Genomic DNA, 19,787 nt, shown 5'->3' with positions numbered 1-19,787 from the left:
TTATCAAAGAACACCAAAGCAAATATAAGTCGTTGTTAAATAAGACCAATATGAATAAAGGCATTGCCTTTGCAACTATTTACCTAACAACAATAAACTTAAAGAGAAAAACATGACTAAAAACGCACTAACGATAATTATCGCTTCGACTCTATTGATGAGTTACTTATCTTCTACTGAAGTTAAAGCTGAGAGCTTAACTGCAAATGTAGGTGTAACCAGTAACTATTTATGGCGTGGTATGGAGCAAACAGGTGGCAGTAGCGCTGTGTATGGTGGTATTGACTACAGTGCAGACTCAGGGTTTTACGCTGGTATGTGGGCTTCTAATGCCAGTTGGGCCGATGGGATGACCTATGAACTTGATTTGTACGGCGGTTTTACCGGCAATATCAGCGAAACAGTATCTTTTGATGTCGGCTATGTATATTTTGGCTACCCTGATGAAGCCAGTGGTGATGCTGAATTTTCAGAAATTTACGCAAACGTTTCATTTGAAGGGTTAACGTTAGGTGCCGCAGTACTCGTTGAAGGCGAAGGAGGTGATTTCGCCGATACCTTATATTTGTCAGCAGATTACGGCTTTAGTTTAACTAACGAAGCAGAAGTGTCGTTGCATATAGGCTCTTATACTGGAGATTGGTTAGCAGAAGATATGATCGATTATGGGGTTAGTATTAGTAAAAGTGGTTTTACCTTAGGTGCATCTAAAACCGATCTAGAGGATGATGACCTCAAATTATATGTCTCTTATTCTGTAGACATAGCGCTATAATTAGCCAGTAACATAAGCTCTCTTTCGAGAGCTTTTTTATTACTGAAATTATCTAGAATTAACGTTATGCTAATTTCTACGTATTTATTAAAAGGGAATTAGCCATGAATAACAAACAACCGATTGCTGATACGATTAAAAGTGTTTTAGCTGCGTTATTGGGTGTGCAAAGCAATCAGAACAGGGAAAGAGATTTTACCCAGGGTAAGTTTAGCCATTTTGTTATCATCGGACTGATAGTCGTGATTTTATTTGTACTGTCGTTAATCTCAATTGTTTCTTGGGTGACCGCTTAACTATTTTGGTACAAGGCTAGCAATTCGCCAACCTTTTTACGATGACTGCCCTTCTGACTTATCGTTCGCGCGACTTTAATTGGTTTAAGTTTTGCCGCATGTTCATATATTTTTCTCGTCCAAATCGTATCATGGTTACTAATTAAGACACTAATATCTGTAGCTTGTGTTACCTCTTCAGCGGCATTGGCAAGATCTGCTTGTTCATCTAATCCAAAACCGTTTCCAGCATAACTAGTAAAACTCGCCGTTTTACTTAGTGGCACGTACGGTGGATCGCAATAAATTACATCGCCCGCTTTAGCTCGCATAAAACTCTGTCGATAGCCTTCGCAGATAAACAGCGCCTTCTGAGACTTTTCCGCAAAGTACCATAACTCTGCTTCTGGAAAATATGGTTTTTTATACTTTCCAAAAGGCACATTATAACCACCTGATTTATTGTATCGACAAAGGCCATTGTATCCGTGGCGGTTCAAGTACAAGAAAAGTAATGAACGATAATACTTATCAACACTTGCATTAAATTCGCTACGTAAATGGTAGTAGGCATCGGCTTGATTATTTTTATCATCAAATAATTGACGAACGTCTTCAATAAAAGTTTGTGGCTTTAGTTGGATTATCTGATACAGATTAATCAGATCTTTATTGATATCATTGAGGATGTAATTGGGATAGTCACTATTTAAGAAAATCGAACCAGCACCGACAAAAGGCTCTATCAGGCGCTCTCCGTCGGGTAACATTTTGTTGATCACATCGCTTAAGCCGTACTTTCCGCCAGCCCATTTCAAGAATGCTCGATGTTTTTGTGCCATTAACGTGAAAACCTCAAAACGACCTGCATGCCGTTACCTACTATGAGGGCGCCATTGTAACGTGAAAACTTACTTATTGGGAGCGTTCAAAAGCATTGATTTCATTATTAATGGCTGATATTGACTTTATCCACGGTTGACGAGCGGAAATTGTCGCTGGTAACGCCTTCATTGCGCTTTCGGCTTCAGCTCTTGTTGCATAGCGTTGAGAAGTCAAAACAATCATCATTTCATCATTCAACAACCGCTTGTATTGCTCGAAACGTAATTGAGGATGTTCGTTGATAAATTGCTCCATGATCATTTCTTGCGTAAAACCAGAGATCTGTATCGCATAGCCATCTTTGAACTGACGATAGTAATTGCCCTGAGCAACTGCCTCATTATTCAAAAGCTGCGTTGTACTTTCATCAAGCTTAATAGGTTTAGCTAATGGGTTAACTACGACGTTACTATGAGTTTTGTTCTCGTCTACAACAGTTGGTATTTGCTCTGTCGATATCAACTCATCATTGCTGATTTCAACCTCGGTTGTTTGCGGATTAGTTAGCGCTTCGCTTTTTAATTCAGAAATCTGCGCTTTAGCATTTGAATTAACAGCAATGTTTTCTTCGATATCATTATAAGTCGTTTTTGCATTGCTAACCTGTAGCGCCGTCAGTACATCTTGTGTATTAGCTTTAGCTGGCTGTCTTACGTTAATTCCAATGATAGCTTGATAGATATCGTTTGCAGTTGCACGAGTAGACAAGTTACTGGCTAGGAGATTTTGATCAATAGCTTGCAATGATTTTTTGATAGATTGCAATTCTTGATGTTTCTGAACCGTATTTTTGCCTGAAATTTTTGAAAAAACAAAACTATCCTTTTGATAAAGCCAATAAACAGAGCCTATCGAAATACAGATTAAACCAACAAATGCCCACAACCATTTATTGACAAGATAACTAAACACAGGATGAGCACTAGGCGAAAAAAGTGAAGAGTTAATCGGGATCAGTTGAGCACTCTCGGCAGAAAGAATCGATAACTTACCATTAAAGAGATCCTTTGCGTTTTTGACAATTTCGCCCGCTTTATAGTCTCCAAACATAACAACATCAATTGATAAGTTGGCCTTTTTCGCAATCACCGCCAATTGCGCCAGTTCATGAATAACCTGTAATGACGAAAACTGAGCATTCCCTAAAACAATGGCAATTCTTTGTGGCGATTCATTAAGTAAATTTACCACGCTAACAGCGAGAGACTGCTCAGGATCAAAAACCTTGTTGGGAAAAAGTTGCTCAATGATTCTGCAGCGTTGTTGAATATTATTAAGTTGGCTAGACGCAGAGAAAAACGCGATATTGTGAGTTTCAGAAAGTTGCCCTAAAAACTGGTGTCCAACACTTGCACTTTCTTCACCATTTTCATCAACAACTAATACAGCTTGCTTAGAAAACCTCAAGATATAGTCAACCCGTGCATTTACACTAATCGATGTAATGCCCTGATGAATAACTTTATTAGTTTCTAATGATGATTTTGCTAATGCAGACATGCTCCACCTTCTGTTTACCTACAGAATTTGTTGAAGCATCTCCTCACTTACATCGTCTCTGATCTCTGATTGGCCTATCGCTGTGGGTACAATAAAGCGCAACATACCTGCCAAATTCTTTTTATCACGCTTCATGTGCGTCATAAATTGTTCAAACCCCATATCTTTAGGAGCTTGCAATGGCAAATCAAACGCTGAAATCAACGATTCTATGCGACGAAGTTCTGACACTTCAAGCAAATTCATTGCTACTGCTAACCTTCCAGCAAGTACCATGCCAGTAGCAACGGCTTCACCATGAAGCCAATTTCCGTAACCCTGCTCTGCTTCGATTGCATGACCAAACGTATGACCAAGGTTCAGCAGTGCCCGTTGACCTGACTCTTTTTCATCGTTGGCAACAATGTTAGCCTTACACGCACAACAGGTTTGGATCATCTCAATTATTGCTTGTGGATCACGCACCCTAATGCTTTCGATATTGATTTCTAACCAATTAAAAAACACATTATCGCCAAGAATGCCATACTTAATGACTTCCGCCATACCGGCGTTAAATTCTCGTTTAGGTAAGGTTGCCAGCGTATCGATGTCAATTAGAACCGCTTTCGGTTGGTAAAATGCACCGATCATATTTTTACCTAACGGATGATTAACAGCCGTTTTTCCACCAACTGATGAATCTACCTGAGAAAGTAAAGTGGTAGGCATTTGAATAAAATCAATGCCACGTTGATAACAAGCAGCAGCAAAACCAGATATATCACCGACAACACCACCACCTAAGGCGATTATGGTTGTATCTCGTCCATGATTACCTGCAAGGAGATGCGACATAATATTGTCAAAATTGGTTATCGACTTTTGCGCTTCACCATCGGGTAAAATATATTGATCGACTTCAAAAGCAGACTTCAAAGAATGTATAAGCTGCTCACCGTAAAGTGGAGCGACGATGTCATTTGAAATTATGCAAACACGCTTTGCTTTGATATGTTTAGCAAGTAAGTCAATCTCAGCGATTAACTTACTGCCAATATAAATGGGGTAACTGCGCTCACACAGTTCTACAGTGAGTGTTGTTGTCATTTAGAAATCTAATCGCTCAACAATTTTGTTAGCAACGACCTTTGCACTTTGGTCATCTGTTTGAACGATAACATCTGCCACTTCTTCATAAAGTGGATTTCGTTCTACTGCTAACTTCTCTAAAACACTTCTTGGTTCTTCAGAAGTTTGCAGTAGCGGGCGACGTCTATCTCGCTGAGTACGAGCTACCTGCTTATCAATTGTCGTTTCTAAATAAACGACAATACCTCGTGCTGACAATCTGTTGCGAACTTGAGGACTGATCACAGAGCCACCACCAGTAGCCAAAACAATGCCTTGCATTTCTGTAAGGTCATTGATGACATTTTCTTCTCTTTTGCGAAAACCTTCTTCACCTTCAAGATCGAAAACCCATGCGATATCGGCACCTGTACGACGCTCAATTTCTTGATCAGAATCATAGAAATCAAGGTGCAATTTATCTGCTAACTCTCTACCAATGGTACTCTTGCCTGCGCCCATAGGGCCAACTAGGAAAATGTTACGTTTTTCTGCCATGAGACTAACTAATACTCGCGTTTAATGTTTACATTTACAGATAAGAGGGTACTCCCTCGAGAATTTCAAGGGCGTAATTATCGCAATTGTTGTAGGGCAAATGCAAGCAAGTGTTGCATAAAAGCGACACTTACTTGCCAATATTGTTAATATTTCAAATAAAAGTAATTACATTTCAACAACAAACGTTGGATCGTTTAGTTGTTAAAAGCGTTCGGTAACAATCCTTGGAGTTACAAAAATCAATAATTCTTTTTTCTCATTAAACTTAGAACTGTTTCTAAACATCCAACCAAAATATGGGATATCACCCAACACTGGGATTTTCGAGACGCTATTGATGATTTGTTGTTGGTAGATACCACCTAGCACAATAGTCTCACCGTTATTGACTAAAACTTGTGTGCCAATTCGTTGAGTGTCAATAGCCGGCGCTGAACCACTGGTGACCGAAGAAACGCTATCTTGCGTTACGACGAGATCCAAAATAATGCGATCGTCAGGCGTGATATGTGGCGTTACCGTTAAACTTAATACGGCCTTTCTAAATTGCGTTGCCGTTGCACCACTTGACGCTGCTTCTTGATAAGGGATTTCAACCCCTTGCTCTATATAAGCTTCTTTTTGGTTTGCGGTAGTAATGCGAGGACTTGCGATAATCTCACCTTTGTTCTCTTTTTCCATGGCGCTTAATTCTAAGTCCAATATTGTACCATCGGCCAATCGTGCAACTTGGAATGCAATACTACCAGCAGGGTTGACCACAGGTAGGTTTACATTTAATCCATCGGTCAATTGCGGTACTCGACCTATACCACGGTCAGCATCAGACAACGCTCTGGTACCATTGGCTTGACCTACCCCTTCTAGGGTGCCAGAGAAAGCATTTTCACCATCCGTATTGCTAACCCCCCAACGAATACCTAGTTCATCATTAATATCATCTTTGACGGTTACCATGCGAGATTCAATAACGACCTGACGAACAGGAATATCGAGTACTTCAACCATTCGGCGAATATCTTCAATACTGGCAGCGGTATCACGAATCAACAAAGTATTTGTTCTTTCGTCGACACTGACACTGCCGCGCTCAGACAATATGCTATTTTCTTCACTCTTGATTAGCGCTGCAAATTCACCCGCTTTAGCATAGTTTACTTGAATGTATTCAGAATAAAGTGGCGCTAGCTCTTCAACTTGTTGCCTCGCTTGCAGCTCTTTCGCTTCTCGAGCTGCCAGTTCATCACTAGGCGCAACCATTAAGATGTTGCCTTCCATCCTTTTATCGAGGCCTTTAACCTTTAAAATGATATCTAATGCTTGATCCCAAGGTACGCCATCAAGTCTTAAGGTAATATTACCTGAGACAGTATCACTGACAACAAGATTAAAACCATTATAATCAGCAACTAATTGTAAAACCGTACGAACAGAGATGTCTTGGAAGTTTAAAGAAATTGCGCGACCGGTAAAGTCATCACTATCGCCTAGATATCCTGGCACCTTCACTTCTTCTTTAACAGTCAAGGAGAAGACATTATTTAATTGCTGATGGTTAAAGGAAAATGGTCCATCAATATCAATGACGAGTCTGGCATTTCGACCTTCTCGAAACGTTTCAATACCTTTAACCACTGTTCCAAAATCTGCAACATCTAAGGTATATAAGAAATCTTCCAGTATTTGTGTGTTATGAAACTCTACAAATAGCTTTCCTAAACGGTCGCTAACATCTACCGCAACCATACTATCATCAAGAGTAACAATTACTTGCGCTTCGTTATCCGCTCCACGACGAAAATCAATGTCAGCAATGTTGTTGATGAACTGATTACCTACCGGCATTAAATTTGAGATTTTTGCCGTTACTTCTTCTTTACTCAACACGATGGCAAAGTCATTATCACGTTGACTAACATCGAATACTGATAATTTATCTAAAGCGATACTAGCAACAACTTTTCCTGCTATTTTTTGGACGTTAATACGCTTAACACCAGCGTGGTTGACCACGGTGTCCGCCACCTCAGGGCTAAATGCATCAGAATCAAAGGTAATATCTATTTTAGCTGGAGTAATCGAGGTCTCAACTTGAGGCTGTTCGACAATACTTTCAGATAAACTAAAAACAATCTCTATTTCTTCGTTTTGCAAGGTATTATACTGAATCTTCGTTAACTCGGACGCATTTGCAATTGAAGACAGTAAGCTTAGCAAAATCACTTTTACAAATTTATTGTTCACGACATAACTCTTCAAATTTATATTTTTCATTTTATTTATTAGCAACATTACTTCCTTTGCCCCTCTGCATCCGAATCAACCATACCAACTACGGTTTCTCGTTCTACCCAACAGCCTGCACCATCAGGAACTAATTCGACAACTTTAACATTATTCGGGTTAACTTCAATCACTCGACCGTTATAGAGACCTAAATAATTACCAACGGCAACCCTGTGCAAGGTCTGATCAGACGCTTCAACCAGCGCCCAAGTAATATCGAGCTCCCCTAGTGTGCCCCTCATCGTCAAATCACTCAACGCAAACTTTTCCAATGGCTGTTTACGTCTTCGAGGGTCAGGGCTCAAACAGCCGGACATTTGCTGTATCTTTTCTTGAATAGCTTCAGGTCTTGGCACATCAAATGGACTACGTAAGTTTTGCGCTGAATAATCGACATGATCAAACACCGGAACTTCCGGCATTGGAGCTATCTGGGAAGTAGTATTGGCTTGAACCGTCGCGATATGTGCTTTTAGATCACTCGTATCATCAAAGCACCCCGTTAGAGAGATCAAAATGAATGCTGTTGCTAACTTTTTCATTTTGTTTCAGCCTCCCTATACTTGTATGTCTTAGCCTGCAGTTGCAGCCTAAGTTCGCCACTATCTTTTATTTGTCTTATCTCAAAGTTATGCAAGGTAACAATCCGTGGTAGCCCAGCAATCTTACTGACAAAACTGCCAAATTCATGGTAATCACCGACAACTCTGATATCTATTGGTAACTCGGTATAGATTTCCTGTTCAATTTCCGGTTGCCAATTTAGCCTTGAAAAATCTAAGCCGCTTGTTGTTCCAACGAACGTGATATCATCCAATAAACCGGGCGTTTCGTGACTCTCAGGCAAACTTTTTAACTGATTGGCAAACATAGCTTCTGCTTGTTCCATTTGCTGCTGAAATAACTCTAAATTCGCTGCAACATGATACTTCGCTTGATACTGTTGTTTGAGTTCCGCCTCTTTTGCAATAACGCTATCAAGCGTGGTTAATTTATCTTTAATTAACAAAAAATATCCCAATGCCATCACCACGATAGCTAAAAAGATCATGAAGACAACCTTTGCAATCGGAGGCCACTCCGCTAAATTGTCTAACTCAAGGCCTTCAAATTGAGAAAAATCAATAGCCATTAAGCTTTTCCTCCTGCGGTGACTTCATCTATCCCTTTAATGGTCACTTTCATTTTAAAGTCACTAAGTAACTTACTTTCCTTATCATTTGACGTTATTGATTCTAGAATAGCATCAGTAAATATATCTGAACTTTCAATGGCACGTATCATATTTGCCAAATGGTTATTTGATTCACTCTTACCAATTAACTCTAAGGTACTGTTTACTTTTCCAATTCGGGTTAAGTAGATGCCTGTCGGAACTAGCTTTGCTATCTCATCTAAGACTTGAGTACCGACGTTGCGACTGCGTTGTAATTGCTCAACAACAGCGATCCTTTTTTCTAACTCTCTTTTCTTTTGCTGTAAAGTTTTAATTTCGGCAATACGCTGATCTAAAACTGCTATTTCTCTTTGAAGAAAATCATTTCTCGCATTTTGACCGTCAATGCGCATTTGATAAAACTGACTAACAACAAAAACAACAGCAAAAGCACCTAACGCAACAGCAGTCAATAGCGTATAGAACTCTCGCTGCTTTGCTTTTTCAGCTTCTTCTCGCCAAGGGAGTAGGTTTATATATGCCATGGAGAAAAGCTCCTTAATGCTAGGCCTGCCGCAACCATATATTGAGGTGCAGTTTTATCCAATGTGTCTTTATCTATCTTCGACGATATCTCTATGTCATTAAAAGGATTTGCAACTACAGTGTGAACACCTAATTCATCGGTCAACAATTGTTGCACACCTTCAACAAGTGCTGTACCGCCGGAGAGTAAAATATAATCTACTTTCTTTTTACCACTTGAGGTTAGGAACATTTGAATTGCGCGTCTGATCTGTTGAACTAAAATGGTATGAAATGGTGCCAGTACTTCAAAGGTATAGTTAGGTGGAAGATCATTATTTACCTTAGCTAACTCAGCATCTTCAAACGACTTATTGTAGTAGGAGACGATCGACCTTGTGTATTGTTCACCACCAAAGATTTGATCTCGGCTATAAACATGCTTGCCAGAATCTGTCACCGAAAATAGCGTCATGGTCGAACCAATATCGACAATAGCAACGACTTTATCTTTCGCATCATCAGGTAGTAAAGAAAGTGTTAAATCGTATGAGCGACTGACCGCATATGACTCTACATCAATAACTTTTGTTTCAAAGCCACCAGCTTCTAAAGCCGCGACACGCGCTTCTACAGATTCCGTTCGTGCGGCGCTAAGTAAAACATTGACTTTCGACGGATCTGACTCGTTGACATCTAGCGTTTCAAAGTCGAGGCTAACCTCATCAAGTGGGTAAGGTATCAGACTATCGGCTTCTACTTCAATTTGACTCGCTAACTCTTGTTCAGTTAACGCGACATCCATATAAATGACTTTGGTAATAACCGTTTGTCCTGATACCGCTGCTGCTGCTGTCATTACCGAGGAAGCAATTTTCTTTCTAATTTTTGCGATAACGTTACCAACCGCTTCGATATCTTGTATTTCCCTATCGATGATGGCACCTCGAGGCATAGGTTCTGTAACAAGGGCTTCAAGAATATAGCCATCGCTACCTTGACTCATCAAAACGGCTTTGGCCGAATGAGAACCAATGTCTATCCCCACCATCAAAGAAGCTTTCTTTCTTAACAGATTGCTCAGCATAACTTCCCACTAGATCATTTTGTTATAGTAATATTAGGCTTTTTTTATCTATAAATACATTTATTACATGCTTTTACACGATATACTAGTCATATTCTGAAAATTTTAAAAATTTATTTGAGCATTTTATTTTGTTTTCACTAAAACGTCTTATTAAAATTTCGCTAATAATGGTCGCAATTGGCAGCCTTTCTCTGTTGATATCATATATTGCTATTAAGGATCAACTCCCGAGTGTCCAGTCTTTGAAAGATATTGAGTGGCAAACTCCCATGCAAATATACAGTAAAGACGGTAAGTTAATGAATCAATTTGGTGAGAAAAAGCGAATTCCACTCTCTCTAGATGAAATGCCACAACAACTTATTCAAGCCATACTGGCAACTGAAGATGACCGCTTTTATCTTCATTTTGGCGTTGATCCTATTGGTATGACTCGCGCTATATGGGGACAACTTATTGGGCAAAACAAAGGTGGTGCGAGTACCATAACCATGCAAGTAGCTCGTAATTTCTTTCTAACAAGAGAGCAAACCTATATACGAAAGCTACGAGAGATATTTACCTCCTTTCATATTGAGAGCCTACTCACTAAAGATGAAATTTTAGAACTCTACATGAATAAAATAGAGTTAGGACACCGGGCATTTGGCTTTGGCGCTGCCGCACAAGTATATTACAACAAAGATGTTAAAGAGCTCAATCTAGCACAAATCGCAGTTCTTGCCGGACTGCCAAAAGCACCCTCGACATTAAATCCAATTAGCTCACCGACCAGAGCTAAGCAACGTCGCGCTGTCGTATTACAACGTATGTTAGTTAGTGGATACATCACCGAACAGCAATATCAAGAAGCTAATAACGCGCCAATAACAGCAGAAAAGTACGGTGCAGAAATAGAACTAGATGCGCCATATGTTGCTGAAATGGCTCATCAGGAAATGATAGATCGATACGGAAAGGAACTCGCCTACACGGGTGGCTTTAAAGTTTATACAACGGTTACTTCAACATTACAAAAAGCGGCACAGCAAGCCTTAAGACAAAACCTTTTTGCCTATGATCAACGCCATGGCTATCGAGGCCCGATCAAAAGCCTTCGCCCCTCGGCATCAGCATTAAATCAATCGTTAGAAGAAAAAAACGTCACTCCTTTAACCTCTTTTGAAATAGAAGAGGCGCTCACTCAACTCATCACCTATCAACCACTTGAATTAGCTGTAGTGACTCGAATAGGGCAAACGGATGTAGAAATAACCTTAAAAGACGGTAAGACGGCAATAATTGATTGGGCTGGTTTAGCTTGGGCGAGAGAATACATCAATGATGAAAAGCAAGGGCCGGCACCAAGCACCGCTGAAGAAATTCTTCACTACGGCGATGTTATCTATGTTTTAGCCTCCGAATCTGGTCAATACCAACTAGCACAACTTCCTCAAGTGAGCTCAGCTCTCGTATCAATATCTCCGGATAATGGTGCAATAGAAGCACTAGTTGGCGGGTTTAGTTTTTATCAAAGTCAGTTCAACCGTGTTACACAGGCTAAACGCCAAGTAGGCTCAAATATTAAACCATTCTTATATTCCGCAGCGTTAGACCATGGTTTTACCCTGGCATCATTGGTTAATGACGTACCAATTAATCAATGGGATAGAAGCTCAGGAACAGTATGGCGACCAAAAAACTCCCCACCACAATACAGTGGTGAAGTAAGAGTCAAACGAGCCTTGGCTCAATCAAAGAACGTCGTTGCCGTGAGACTTTTTAGGGAAGTAGGTATGGATAATGTTATACCTCATATCGCTTCATTTGGGTTTCCTTTAGAAGATTTACCAAGAAATGAGTCTTTAGCGTTAGGTTCGGCAGCGTTAACACCACTTGAAGTGGTTACAGGCTTTGCAACGTTCGCCAATGGTGGCTTTTTAGTTAAGCCTTACTTTATTGAAAAAATAGAGAACTCTTTTGGTGAGATAGTTTACCAAGCCAATCCAACACTCGCCTGCAATCCTTGTGACGAAGAGACAATGGCGGAAAAAAACACAAACAGTCTCTTAGATGATGTCAACGAAGTGAGCATTGAAAATGATGGGGTATCAGATGCATTGCCAGTTAATCAAGCAGAAAGAGTCATTAGTGAGCAAAACGCATTTTTAATCACTGAGGCACTAAACGAAGCAATTTGGGGGGCGGATTGGTCAATTAGCCCTGGCTGGCAAGGAACTGGATTTAGAGCACGCTCTTTGAAACGCAGAGATATTGCAGGGAAAACAGGGACAACAAATGAGGCAAAGGACGCTTGGTTTTCTGGTTATAGTAGAAGACTTGTCACCACGTCATGGATAGGTTTTGATGATCATAGTCGCAACCTAGGAAAGACGTCGCGAAATAAAAACCTAAGTGGAGAGCAAATCTTCGGTAAAGAGTTTGGCGCCAAATCAGCGCAACCAGCTTGGATATCATTTATGAAAGAAGCATTAGCTGATATTCCCAACGAACCGTTTGACGTTCCAGCAGATATTGTTTCAATTCGTATCGATAAAAAAACCGGTAAATTAACCAATAAAACCGATAAAAGCAGCATGTTCGAGTATTTTATCTCTGGCACCGAACCACAGGAGTATATTACAACAGATATCAGTAATGAAATTTTCGAACACAACAATGATAACTCTATAAAAGAAATATTTTAGCTAGGGTCGGTTTAATGGCAAACAACCATAAAGCAGTTAGTCAATAAATGAGATACTCACCGGATTGAAAAACTGCTTAAAACTTTCGTTTGAAACTTATGTTTGAAATTTTTTTTTGTGAATAACACAGTAACATCTTCTCAATGTGCAATTTTATGATGAAATTGCACAAAGATAAATAACCACAACAAAAACAATATTATAATTAAAATTAAATATCTACATTTTGTTATAGAAGGCTAATTATCTTCTCCTTGATACGGCTAACGTTTGTAACCCAATCTGAAAACTTTCAAAACGAAACAAATTTTTCTTTCGTTTTAAGTCACGATCGCCTAAAATTGCGCCCTCAACAACACCTTAATGTTAACACCACCCAATGTCATACTTAGGAGCTAGTTTGCTATGACTACTTTGCAAAACTCGATTGATTTATCAAAATACGGCATCACCAACGTGAGCGAGGTTGTTTATAACCCGTCGTATGAACTACTTTTTGAAGAAGAAACTAAAGCCGAGCTCTCAGGTTTTGATAAAGGTGTGGTGACAGAACTCGGTGCTGTAGCCGTTGATACAGGTATTTTTACCGGCAGATCTCCGAAAGATAAGTATATTGTTCGTGATGAAACCACAAAAGATACCGTTTGGTGGTCAGATCAAGGTAAGAATGACAACAAGCCTATGACTACTGAAACATGGGCAAGCTTAAAAGATTTGGTCACCACACAACTTTCTGGTAAACGTTTATTTGTTGTAGATACATTTTGTGGTGCAAACGAAGATACAAGGTTAAAAGTTCGCTTTATTACCGAAGTTGCGTGGCAAGCTCACTTTGTAAAAAACATGTTTATTCGTCCAAGTGAAGCCGAATTAGCAAACTACGAACCAGACTTCGTGGTGATGAATGGCGCCAAAACCACTAACCCTAACTGGAAAGAACAAGGGCTAAATTCAGAAAATTTTGTTGCCTTTAACTTGACTGAGCGTATGCAATTAATCGGTGGTACTTGGTACGGCGGCGAAATGAAAAAAGGTATGTTCTCGATGATGAACTATCTATTGCCATTAAAAGGAATTGCTTCAATGCACTGTAGTGCAAACGTCGGTAAAGACGGCGATGTTGCGGTTTTCTTTGGTTTATCTGGTACAGGTAAAACAACATTGTCAACTGACCCAAAACGTGAATTAATTGGTGACGATGAGCACGGTTGGGATGACAATGGAGTCTTCAACTTTGAAGGCGGTTGTTACGCGAAAACAATCAACTTAAGTAAAGAAAACGAACCAGATATTTATAATGCCATTCGCCGCGATGCTTTATTAGAAAACGTTTCTGTTGATAGCAATGGTAAAATCGACTTTGACGATAACTCAAAAACAGAAAACACGCGTGTTAGTTATCCGATTCATCATATCGAGAATATCGTTAAACCAGTTTCTAAAGCTGGACATGCTAAAAAAGTCATCTTTTTGACCGCAGATGCTTTTGGTGTGTTACCACCCGTTGCTAAATTAACACCTGAACAAACTGAGTACTACTTCTTATCTGGTTTTACCGCTAAGTTAGCAGGTACAGAGCGTGGTATTACCGAGCCAACGCCAACTTTTTCGAGTTGTTTTGGCGCTGCATTTTTAAGTTTACATCCAACTCAATATGCTGAGGTACTACGTAAACGTATGCAAGCTGCTGGTGCAGAAGCTTACCTAGTTAACACCGGCTGGAACGGTACTGGAAAACGAATTTCCATTAAAGCAACCCGAGCAATCATTGATGCTATTTTAGATGGCTCTATTGATCATGCTGAAACCGAGGTACTACCGCTATTTAATTTAGCCATTCCAACATCAGTTTCAGGTGTTGAAGATAACATCTTAGATCCACGTTCAACCTATGATAGTGCAAACCAATGGCAAGAAAAAGCGGTTGATTTGGCCAATAGATTTGTTAATAACTTTGAGAAATTTACCGATACAGAAAATGGTAAAAACCTTGTTAAAGCAGGACCTTTGTTTTAGTTACGTAGCGTACCAACGAAAAAGCCGCTATTCGCGGCTTTTTTTTACAATCATAAATTCTTGCGCGCAAGAATTTAATTACTAAGAAATTTAACGTTTTTTTGACAAAGGCAAATAAACTGTCGCACAAAGCCCACCTTCAGAATGATTCGACAATTTAATACTGCCACCATGAGTATCGACAATCCGTTTGATGATTGCTAAACCGAGCCCACTCCCTTCAGTACCCCTTGCCTTATCTCCCTGTGTAAAGGGCTGAAAAAGGCGCTCAATATCAGCTTCATTAATCCCAGGGCCTTTGTCGCGGACAGTAAAGAAGGCAAGCCCTGATTTTTCATTGAGGCCTGTTTTAATCTCAACATCTCCATCACTGTAACGAAAAGCATTTTGGATTAAATTTGCTAACGCTCGTTTAATTGCCACATAACGTAGCGGAATGTCAGGTAATTCTTCGCCTTGAAAATGAATATTCCTTCCGGGAACAGCCTCTGTTTGCACCACTTCTTCTATCAATGAATTAAGATCAGAAAGCTCAGCCTTATCTTTACTATCATGGCGAATATAATCAATAAACTGATCAATGATTGTATTCATATCATCAATATCGCTTTCAATTCCTTCTTTTAGAAACTCGTCTTCTTGTGACATCATTTCTGTCGACAACCTAATGCGCGTTAATGGCGTACGCAAATCATGTGAAATACCTGCCATTAACAAGTTACGATCATCTTCTAATTGTTTTATTCCCTTTGACATATGGTTGAAGGCTTGAGTCACGGCAACCACTTCGGTTGTTCCCTGCTCTTTCAACGGCTCTGGAAAATCTCCCAGACCAACCGAATGAGCGGCTCTTTGCAATGCTTTTAAGGGTTGATTTAATTGTCGAACAAAAAGCCAACCACCGATAACACTTAACCCGCCCAATATTGCTAGTACAATGAGTAAAGGAACATAGTTAGCTTCTTCTAAGCTGGTTAGCGGTATTTTAACCCAATACTGCGGTGCTTGAGGTGGGCGGATCCAAAACAGATACTCTTCTCCTTGAGAGATCCTAACTTCAGCTTCCCCGCCGAGCAATTGTGACATTTCTTGTGAGCGATATTGATAGTAATTTGCATTTTGTAGGCCAAGTTCCATTGCGCGGCTTTCGGTATAAACACCTATGCCAGTTTCACGTTGAAACGCTAACGCCATCGCCGGACTTAGCTCTGGGTCTTTAACATCAATAAAAACCACGCGTACTTGTTTGGCAAGCAGCTCGTTAATCAGTTGGGAATTAGGTTGTATACTATAAACCGCAAATGCGACTAACGATACAAGTTGATTGATAAACAACAGAAAACCAATCAACAGAATTGTTTGCCCAAACGCACTACGTGGCAATATTTTCATTTATAACTTAAGCGACAGCTTTACCTTCAGGAACAAATACATAGCCCAATCCCCATACGGTTTGTATATATCGAGGTTTAGCTGGATCTTCCTCTAACATTCGTCGCAATCGCGAGACTTGAACGTCAATACTTCTTTCTAATGCAGAGTAATCACGACCTCTCGCCAAATTCATCAACTTGTCACGAGACAGCGGCTCTCTAGGATGAGTTATTAACGCTTTCAGTACGGCAAATTCACCACTGGTCAGTGGCATATTAACGTCACCTTTCATCATTTCTCTTGTCGCTAGATTAAGCTGATAATCACCAAAAGAAATAACATTTTCTTCAACCGAAGGAGCGCCGGGTGCTTCCTGCACTCTTCTTCTTAAAACCGCCTTGACACGTGCGAGTAACTCTCTTGGATTAAACGGTTTTGGCATATAGTCATCAGCGCCAAGTTCTAATCCGATAATACGATCAACTTCATCACCCTTAGCGGTAAGCATCACAATCGGAATATTATTACCATTTTGCCTCAAGCGACGGCATATAGATAAGCCATCTTCGCCCGGTAACATCAAATCGAGCACCAATAGGTGAAAATTTTCTCGCTCTAATAAGCGGTCCATTTGTTCTGAGTTGGCGGCACTTCTTACCACAAAGCCCTGTTCAACTAGATAACGCTCCAGTAGTGCTCTTAAGCGCATATCGTCATCGACGACTAATATTTTAGGTGTTTCTTGTCCCATAACGCACCCTTACCTTATTCAATTTGGGTTTACTATAAGCTAACTTAACAACTTTTAAAAAAGTTTGTCTGTGTCAATTGGCTGCGATTTGTTACAAAGTATGAATGAATTTTTGTATTTTCACCATGACAATTTCGCAAATTAACACTAAGGTTGAATACCCCGAGCGCTAAGCAGCTAATATTTGCTTATAACGACTGACAATAGCCACTTCCAAAAATTATATAACACCCGATGAATGAGTTGTGTCAAAATGAACTCATGAAAGTTTGGATACATTTCTTTAGAGCACCTCGCCGGGTTACTCGAATTACGCGTAAACGTCAGCTAACTAGGCTGAGACGCCAACTATTACGTGTCAAAATAGCATTATCTCAAGAAAAAGCTGAAACGAAAGAAATGTTGGCGATCTACAAGCGTTACACAAAACGCCAAGCAACCGCAGAAGAAATGAAATTAGCCAACCAGCAATTTTTTGATGTACTTAAAGGCTTAGGTATCGGCGTGGTCGCAATTTTGCCATTTGCACCAATCACCTTGCCCATTGTCATTAAATTAGGTCAGAAGCTCGGCGTTGATATATTACCAAGCTCTTTTAGAGAAGATGACACTATCAGTAAAACTAAAGTTATTTCAGATAGCCGATCGCTTGATCAGTAACACACTGGGTAAAACTTTTTTGTCGCTCTTGATATGTTAACGAGGCGATCGCCTTTTTAACTAACGACATTTTTTGCTGGCGCTCTTCAGTGGGCAAGTTTTTTAGTTGCTCGGTAAAACAGCCAATTAAACCAAAGTTTAACGCCTCGTCAGACTTAACCGATTTTCCATCCAAACAAATGGAAAGCTTTTCAGCTAAAACATCATTATCCATTTTTACCACTAGGTCTTTTACCTGATAACCTATCGGATCAGATTTACGCTCTTTATTACACCCGTAAAACATATCAGCTACCGCGACTATAGGAATTAGCGCTTCATGCTGTTTAGTAAACTTATCTTTTAACCATTGCTCGTGTCGCTGCTGTTCATTTTCCAACGCACTAGAAGATGGCACTTTAGCCAAACTGTCGTAGGTCCACAAATAAGATGTTAAAAAAATAGCGGTAACTAATATCACTCGAATCATTATTAATCCTTTATCACGGTTTAGCGATATACTTGTCTACTTTACTGCATGTTATTTTAACAATAATGCGCAAAAGACAAATAACTGTTATGTAAAAGAAATTTATGACAAGATATATTTTACATAACATCTTTAGCCACTATTTTAACAGGAAAAACGAATGAAAAAGAGTGCTTTTTACCTTTGTTTATTTATCTTGTTTACCTCCCTTTCTCCAAAAGCTGACACCTTAGATGACTTTCAACAGTTAATGGCCGAGCAACAAGGAAAGGTCGTTTATCTCGATTTTTGGGCCTCTTGGTGTGTACCTTGTCGACGCTCTTTTCCGTGGATGAATGAAATGCAGAGCCAATATCAAGGTAAAGGCTTCGTTGTTATTAGTGTCAATGTTGATGCAGAAAAACGTTATGCTGAGCAATTTCTTGAAGAAGTACCTGCAAGTTTTGAAATTTTTTATGATCCCAATGGTGAGGTCGCTAAAGCATTTAAATTAAAGGGAATGCCCAGTAGTTTCATCTTCAATAAGGATGGCAAGTTAGTCAGCAGTCATGTTGGCTTTAATGAAGAAAAAAAACAACGTTATCAACAAGAAATAGAACAGCTACTAAAGCAGTAGCTTAGTGGTATTGGATTTTTTAGTTATATTCAAAAAATGTATTAAAAACGTTCATAAATATCATTTAGTTTATTGAAAAAGCACACGTACAATAACGGTAACATGAGATAACGAGATAATGAGAAGAGCCAGTGTACCGAGATTTTCAACCAGATGAATTAGCTAAACAGTACTCACCAAGTTCATGCATAGATGATATTAATGTCTATATTCAAGCTTATATAGATGAGAGTAAAGCCAATAAAAGCGTAGCACTGCAAAAACAACTCATTAGAAATGATCTCAATTACTTAAACCATAAAGATACGACGCTCGACTTGTTTATGCCAATGAGTGCAAACAAGCAGAATTCACATGAAAAGAAAGAGCTACACATCTATATTCATGGTGGCTATTGGCAAGAACTCACCAAGGAAGAGAGCTGCTTTGCCGCCAACAATTTTCAAGACCACGACCACTATTTTGCCGTAATCAACTACAGCTTAGCGCCAAACGCCTCATTAAGTGAAATTGTTGAACAAAATAGACAAGCGATAACTTGGCTCCACAATAATGCCAATCTATTTGGCTATGCTGCTCATGATTTTGTTATTTCTGGAAGCTCCGCTGGTGGCCATTTAGCGATGATGATGGCGCTAACAGATTGGTCAAATTACCTTAGCCACCCACCTAAAACGTTAATTAAGCGCGTGGTTGCCGTTAGTGGCATCTATGATCTCAGACCGATAAAAGATACTTACATTAACGAGCCTTTGCAGCTTACTCAAGACCAAATTTTACAAAACAGTCCTTTATTATTCGACATTAATCCACCAGAAAATTGCAAATTTGTTATTGCTTATGGTGAAAATGAAACCAGCGAATTTAAGCGCCAAAGTACAGAAATGGCAACAAAACTTAGTCAATTAAGTGATAAAATAGTGTGTCAGCAAATAAATGGAAAAAACCACTTCGATGTTATTTTGACACTTTCAGAGCCAACCAGCTGGCTGTTTCAGCAATGTTTAACCTAATTAGCAAACAACATTAGATGAATTCAACAGGCTTCTGCCGTATTGCAGTTCCAATAACCTATATTTCTAAAGCTGCAAGGGTTCTTATAATTCTAAAT

The 19,787-nt window shown here is 39.6% G+C and carries 19 protein-coding genes; 7 read left to right on the top strand and 12 right to left on the bottom strand.

The genetic code is table 11. The annotated features are described in order from the left end of the window. Positions 1–112 precede the first annotated feature (112 nt). On the top strand, positions 113–775 hold the full coding sequence (locus tag ACSLUH_RS13670; protein WP_448567918.1) for a TorF family putative porin: 663 nt from the start codon (positions 113–115) through the stop codon (positions 773–775). A gap of 104 nt (positions 776–879) precedes the next feature. After that, positions 880–1,071 carry a DUF2970 domain-containing protein gene (locus tag ACSLUH_RS13665; protein ID WP_448567917.1) on the top strand — a complete coding sequence of 64 codons (192 nt, stop codon included), beginning with the start codon at positions 880–882 and terminating at the stop codon, positions 1,069–1,071. On the opposite strand, the gene ACSLUH_RS13660 is transcribed toward ACSLUH_RS13665, so the two are convergent. From ACSLUH_RS13660 to pilM, 9 genes are all read right to left on the bottom strand, one after another. Then, the gene (locus ACSLUH_RS13660) at positions 1,068–1,892 is read right to left on the bottom strand and encodes a Dam family site-specific DNA-(adenine-N6)-methyltransferase (protein WP_448567915.1); all 825 of its coding nucleotides are present in this window, start codon (positions 1,890–1,892) and stop codon (positions 1,068–1,070) included. The genes ACSLUH_RS13665 and ACSLUH_RS13660 overlap by 4 nt on opposite strands. Positions 1,893–1,965: 73 nt before the next feature. Next, entirely contained in the window at positions 1,966–3,435 is a 1,470-nt protein-coding gene (locus tag ACSLUH_RS13655; protein ID WP_448567913.1) for an SPOR domain-containing protein, read from the bottom strand. 18 nt (positions 3,436–3,453) lie between these two features. Beyond that, positions 3,454–4,524 (bottom strand): 3-dehydroquinate synthase, encoded by a 1,071-nt coding sequence (gene aroB, locus ACSLUH_RS13650; RefSeq protein WP_448567911.1) that lies wholly within the window; start codon positions 4,522–4,524, stop codon positions 3,454–3,456. After that, complete coding sequence (aroK, locus tag ACSLUH_RS13645; protein WP_448567909.1) at positions 4,525–5,043, bottom strand: shikimate kinase AroK; 519 nt, start codon at positions 5,041–5,043, stop codon at positions 4,525–4,527. 204 nt (positions 5,044–5,247) lie between these two features. Further along, positions 5,248–7,338: a type IV pilus secretin PilQ gene (locus tag ACSLUH_RS13640; RefSeq protein ID WP_448567907.1), complete on the bottom strand. Its 2,091-nt coding sequence runs from the start codon at positions 7,336–7,338 to the stop codon at positions 5,248–5,250. Beyond that, positions 7,338–7,874 carry a pilus assembly protein PilP gene (locus ACSLUH_RS13635; protein WP_448567905.1) on the bottom strand — a complete coding sequence of 179 codons (537 nt, stop codon included), beginning with the start codon at positions 7,872–7,874 and terminating at the stop codon, positions 7,338–7,340. The genes ACSLUH_RS13640 and ACSLUH_RS13635 overlap by 1 nt, the downstream gene beginning before the upstream one ends. Further along, the gene (pilO, locus tag ACSLUH_RS13630; protein ID WP_448567903.1) at positions 7,871–8,464 is read right to left on the bottom strand and encodes a type IV pilus inner membrane component PilO; all 594 of its coding nucleotides are present in this window, start codon (positions 8,462–8,464) and stop codon (positions 7,871–7,873) included. The genes ACSLUH_RS13635 and pilO overlap by 4 nt, the downstream gene beginning before the upstream one ends. Continuing rightward, positions 8,464–9,033 carry a PilN domain-containing protein gene (locus tag ACSLUH_RS13625; protein ID WP_448567901.1) on the bottom strand — a complete coding sequence of 190 codons (570 nt, stop codon included), beginning with the start codon at positions 9,031–9,033 and terminating at the stop codon, positions 8,464–8,466. The genes pilO and ACSLUH_RS13625 overlap by 1 nt, the downstream gene beginning before the upstream one ends. Beyond that, positions 9,021–10,100 carry a pilus assembly protein PilM gene (gene pilM / locus ACSLUH_RS13620; RefSeq protein ID WP_448567899.1) on the bottom strand — a complete coding sequence of 360 codons (1,080 nt, stop codon included), beginning with the start codon at positions 10,098–10,100 and terminating at the stop codon, positions 9,021–9,023. Before pilM ends, ACSLUH_RS13625 begins: the two co-directional genes overlap by 13 nt. A 131-nt stretch (positions 10,101–10,231) precedes the next feature. Here pilM and ACSLUH_RS13615 point away from each other — a divergent pair, with 131 nt between their 5' ends. Beyond that, positions 10,232–12,790, top strand: a complete 2,559-nt coding sequence (locus ACSLUH_RS13615) for a penicillin-binding protein 1A (RefSeq protein ID WP_448567897.1) — start codon at positions 10,232–10,234, stop codon at positions 12,788–12,790. 405 nt (positions 12,791–13,195) lie between these two features. After that, on the top strand, positions 13,196–14,806 hold the full coding sequence (gene pckA / locus ACSLUH_RS13610) for a phosphoenolpyruvate carboxykinase (ATP) (RefSeq protein WP_448567895.1): 1,611 nt from the start codon (positions 13,196–13,198) through the stop codon (positions 14,804–14,806). 90 nt (positions 14,807–14,896) lie between these two features. Here the strand turns inward: pckA and envZ are convergent, their stop codons facing one another. Both envZ and ompR read right to left on the bottom strand, forming a co-directional pair. Next, entirely contained in the window at positions 14,897–16,198 is a 1,302-nt protein-coding gene (gene envZ / locus ACSLUH_RS13605) for a two-component system sensor histidine kinase EnvZ (RefSeq protein WP_448567893.1), read from the bottom strand. 7 nt (positions 16,199–16,205) lie between these two features. Continuing rightward, positions 16,206–16,931: an osmolarity response regulator transcription factor OmpR gene (gene ompR, locus ACSLUH_RS13600; RefSeq protein WP_448567891.1), complete on the bottom strand. Its 726-nt coding sequence runs from the start codon at positions 16,929–16,931 to the stop codon at positions 16,206–16,208. 261 nt (positions 16,932–17,192) lie between these two features. Here ompR and ACSLUH_RS13595 point away from each other — a divergent pair, with 261 nt between their 5' ends. Then, the gene (locus tag ACSLUH_RS13595; RefSeq protein ID WP_448567889.1) at positions 17,193–17,591 is read left to right on the top strand and encodes a hypothetical protein; all 399 of its coding nucleotides are present in this window, start codon (positions 17,193–17,195) and stop codon (positions 17,589–17,591) included. Here the strand turns inward: ACSLUH_RS13595 and ACSLUH_RS13590 are convergent. Further along, positions 17,560–18,060: a hypothetical protein gene (locus ACSLUH_RS13590; RefSeq protein WP_448567887.1), complete on the bottom strand. Its 501-nt coding sequence runs from the start codon at positions 18,058–18,060 to the stop codon at positions 17,560–17,562. The two genes, ACSLUH_RS13595 and ACSLUH_RS13590, sit on opposite strands and share 32 nt — an antisense overlap. Positions 18,061–18,220: 160 nt before the next feature. On the opposite strand from ACSLUH_RS13590, the gene ACSLUH_RS13585 reads away from it, so the two are divergent. Together ACSLUH_RS13585 and ACSLUH_RS13580 are read left to right on the top strand one after the other, a co-directional pair. Next, positions 18,221–18,676: a TlpA family protein disulfide reductase gene (locus ACSLUH_RS13585; protein WP_448567885.1), complete on the top strand. Its 456-nt coding sequence runs from the start codon at positions 18,221–18,223 to the stop codon at positions 18,674–18,676. Positions 18,677–18,807: 131 nt separating this feature from the next. Further along, the gene (locus tag ACSLUH_RS13580) at positions 18,808–19,689 is read left to right on the top strand and encodes an alpha/beta hydrolase (protein ID WP_448567883.1); all 882 of its coding nucleotides are present in this window, start codon (positions 18,808–18,810) and stop codon (positions 19,687–19,689) included. The last annotated feature ends 98 nt before the right edge of the window (positions 19,690–19,787 follow it).

The organism is Thalassotalea ganghwensis (assembly GCF_053485795.1).
Note: the sequence above shows the minus strand (reverse complement) of the source record. Positions and strands in the feature narration are given on the sequence as shown.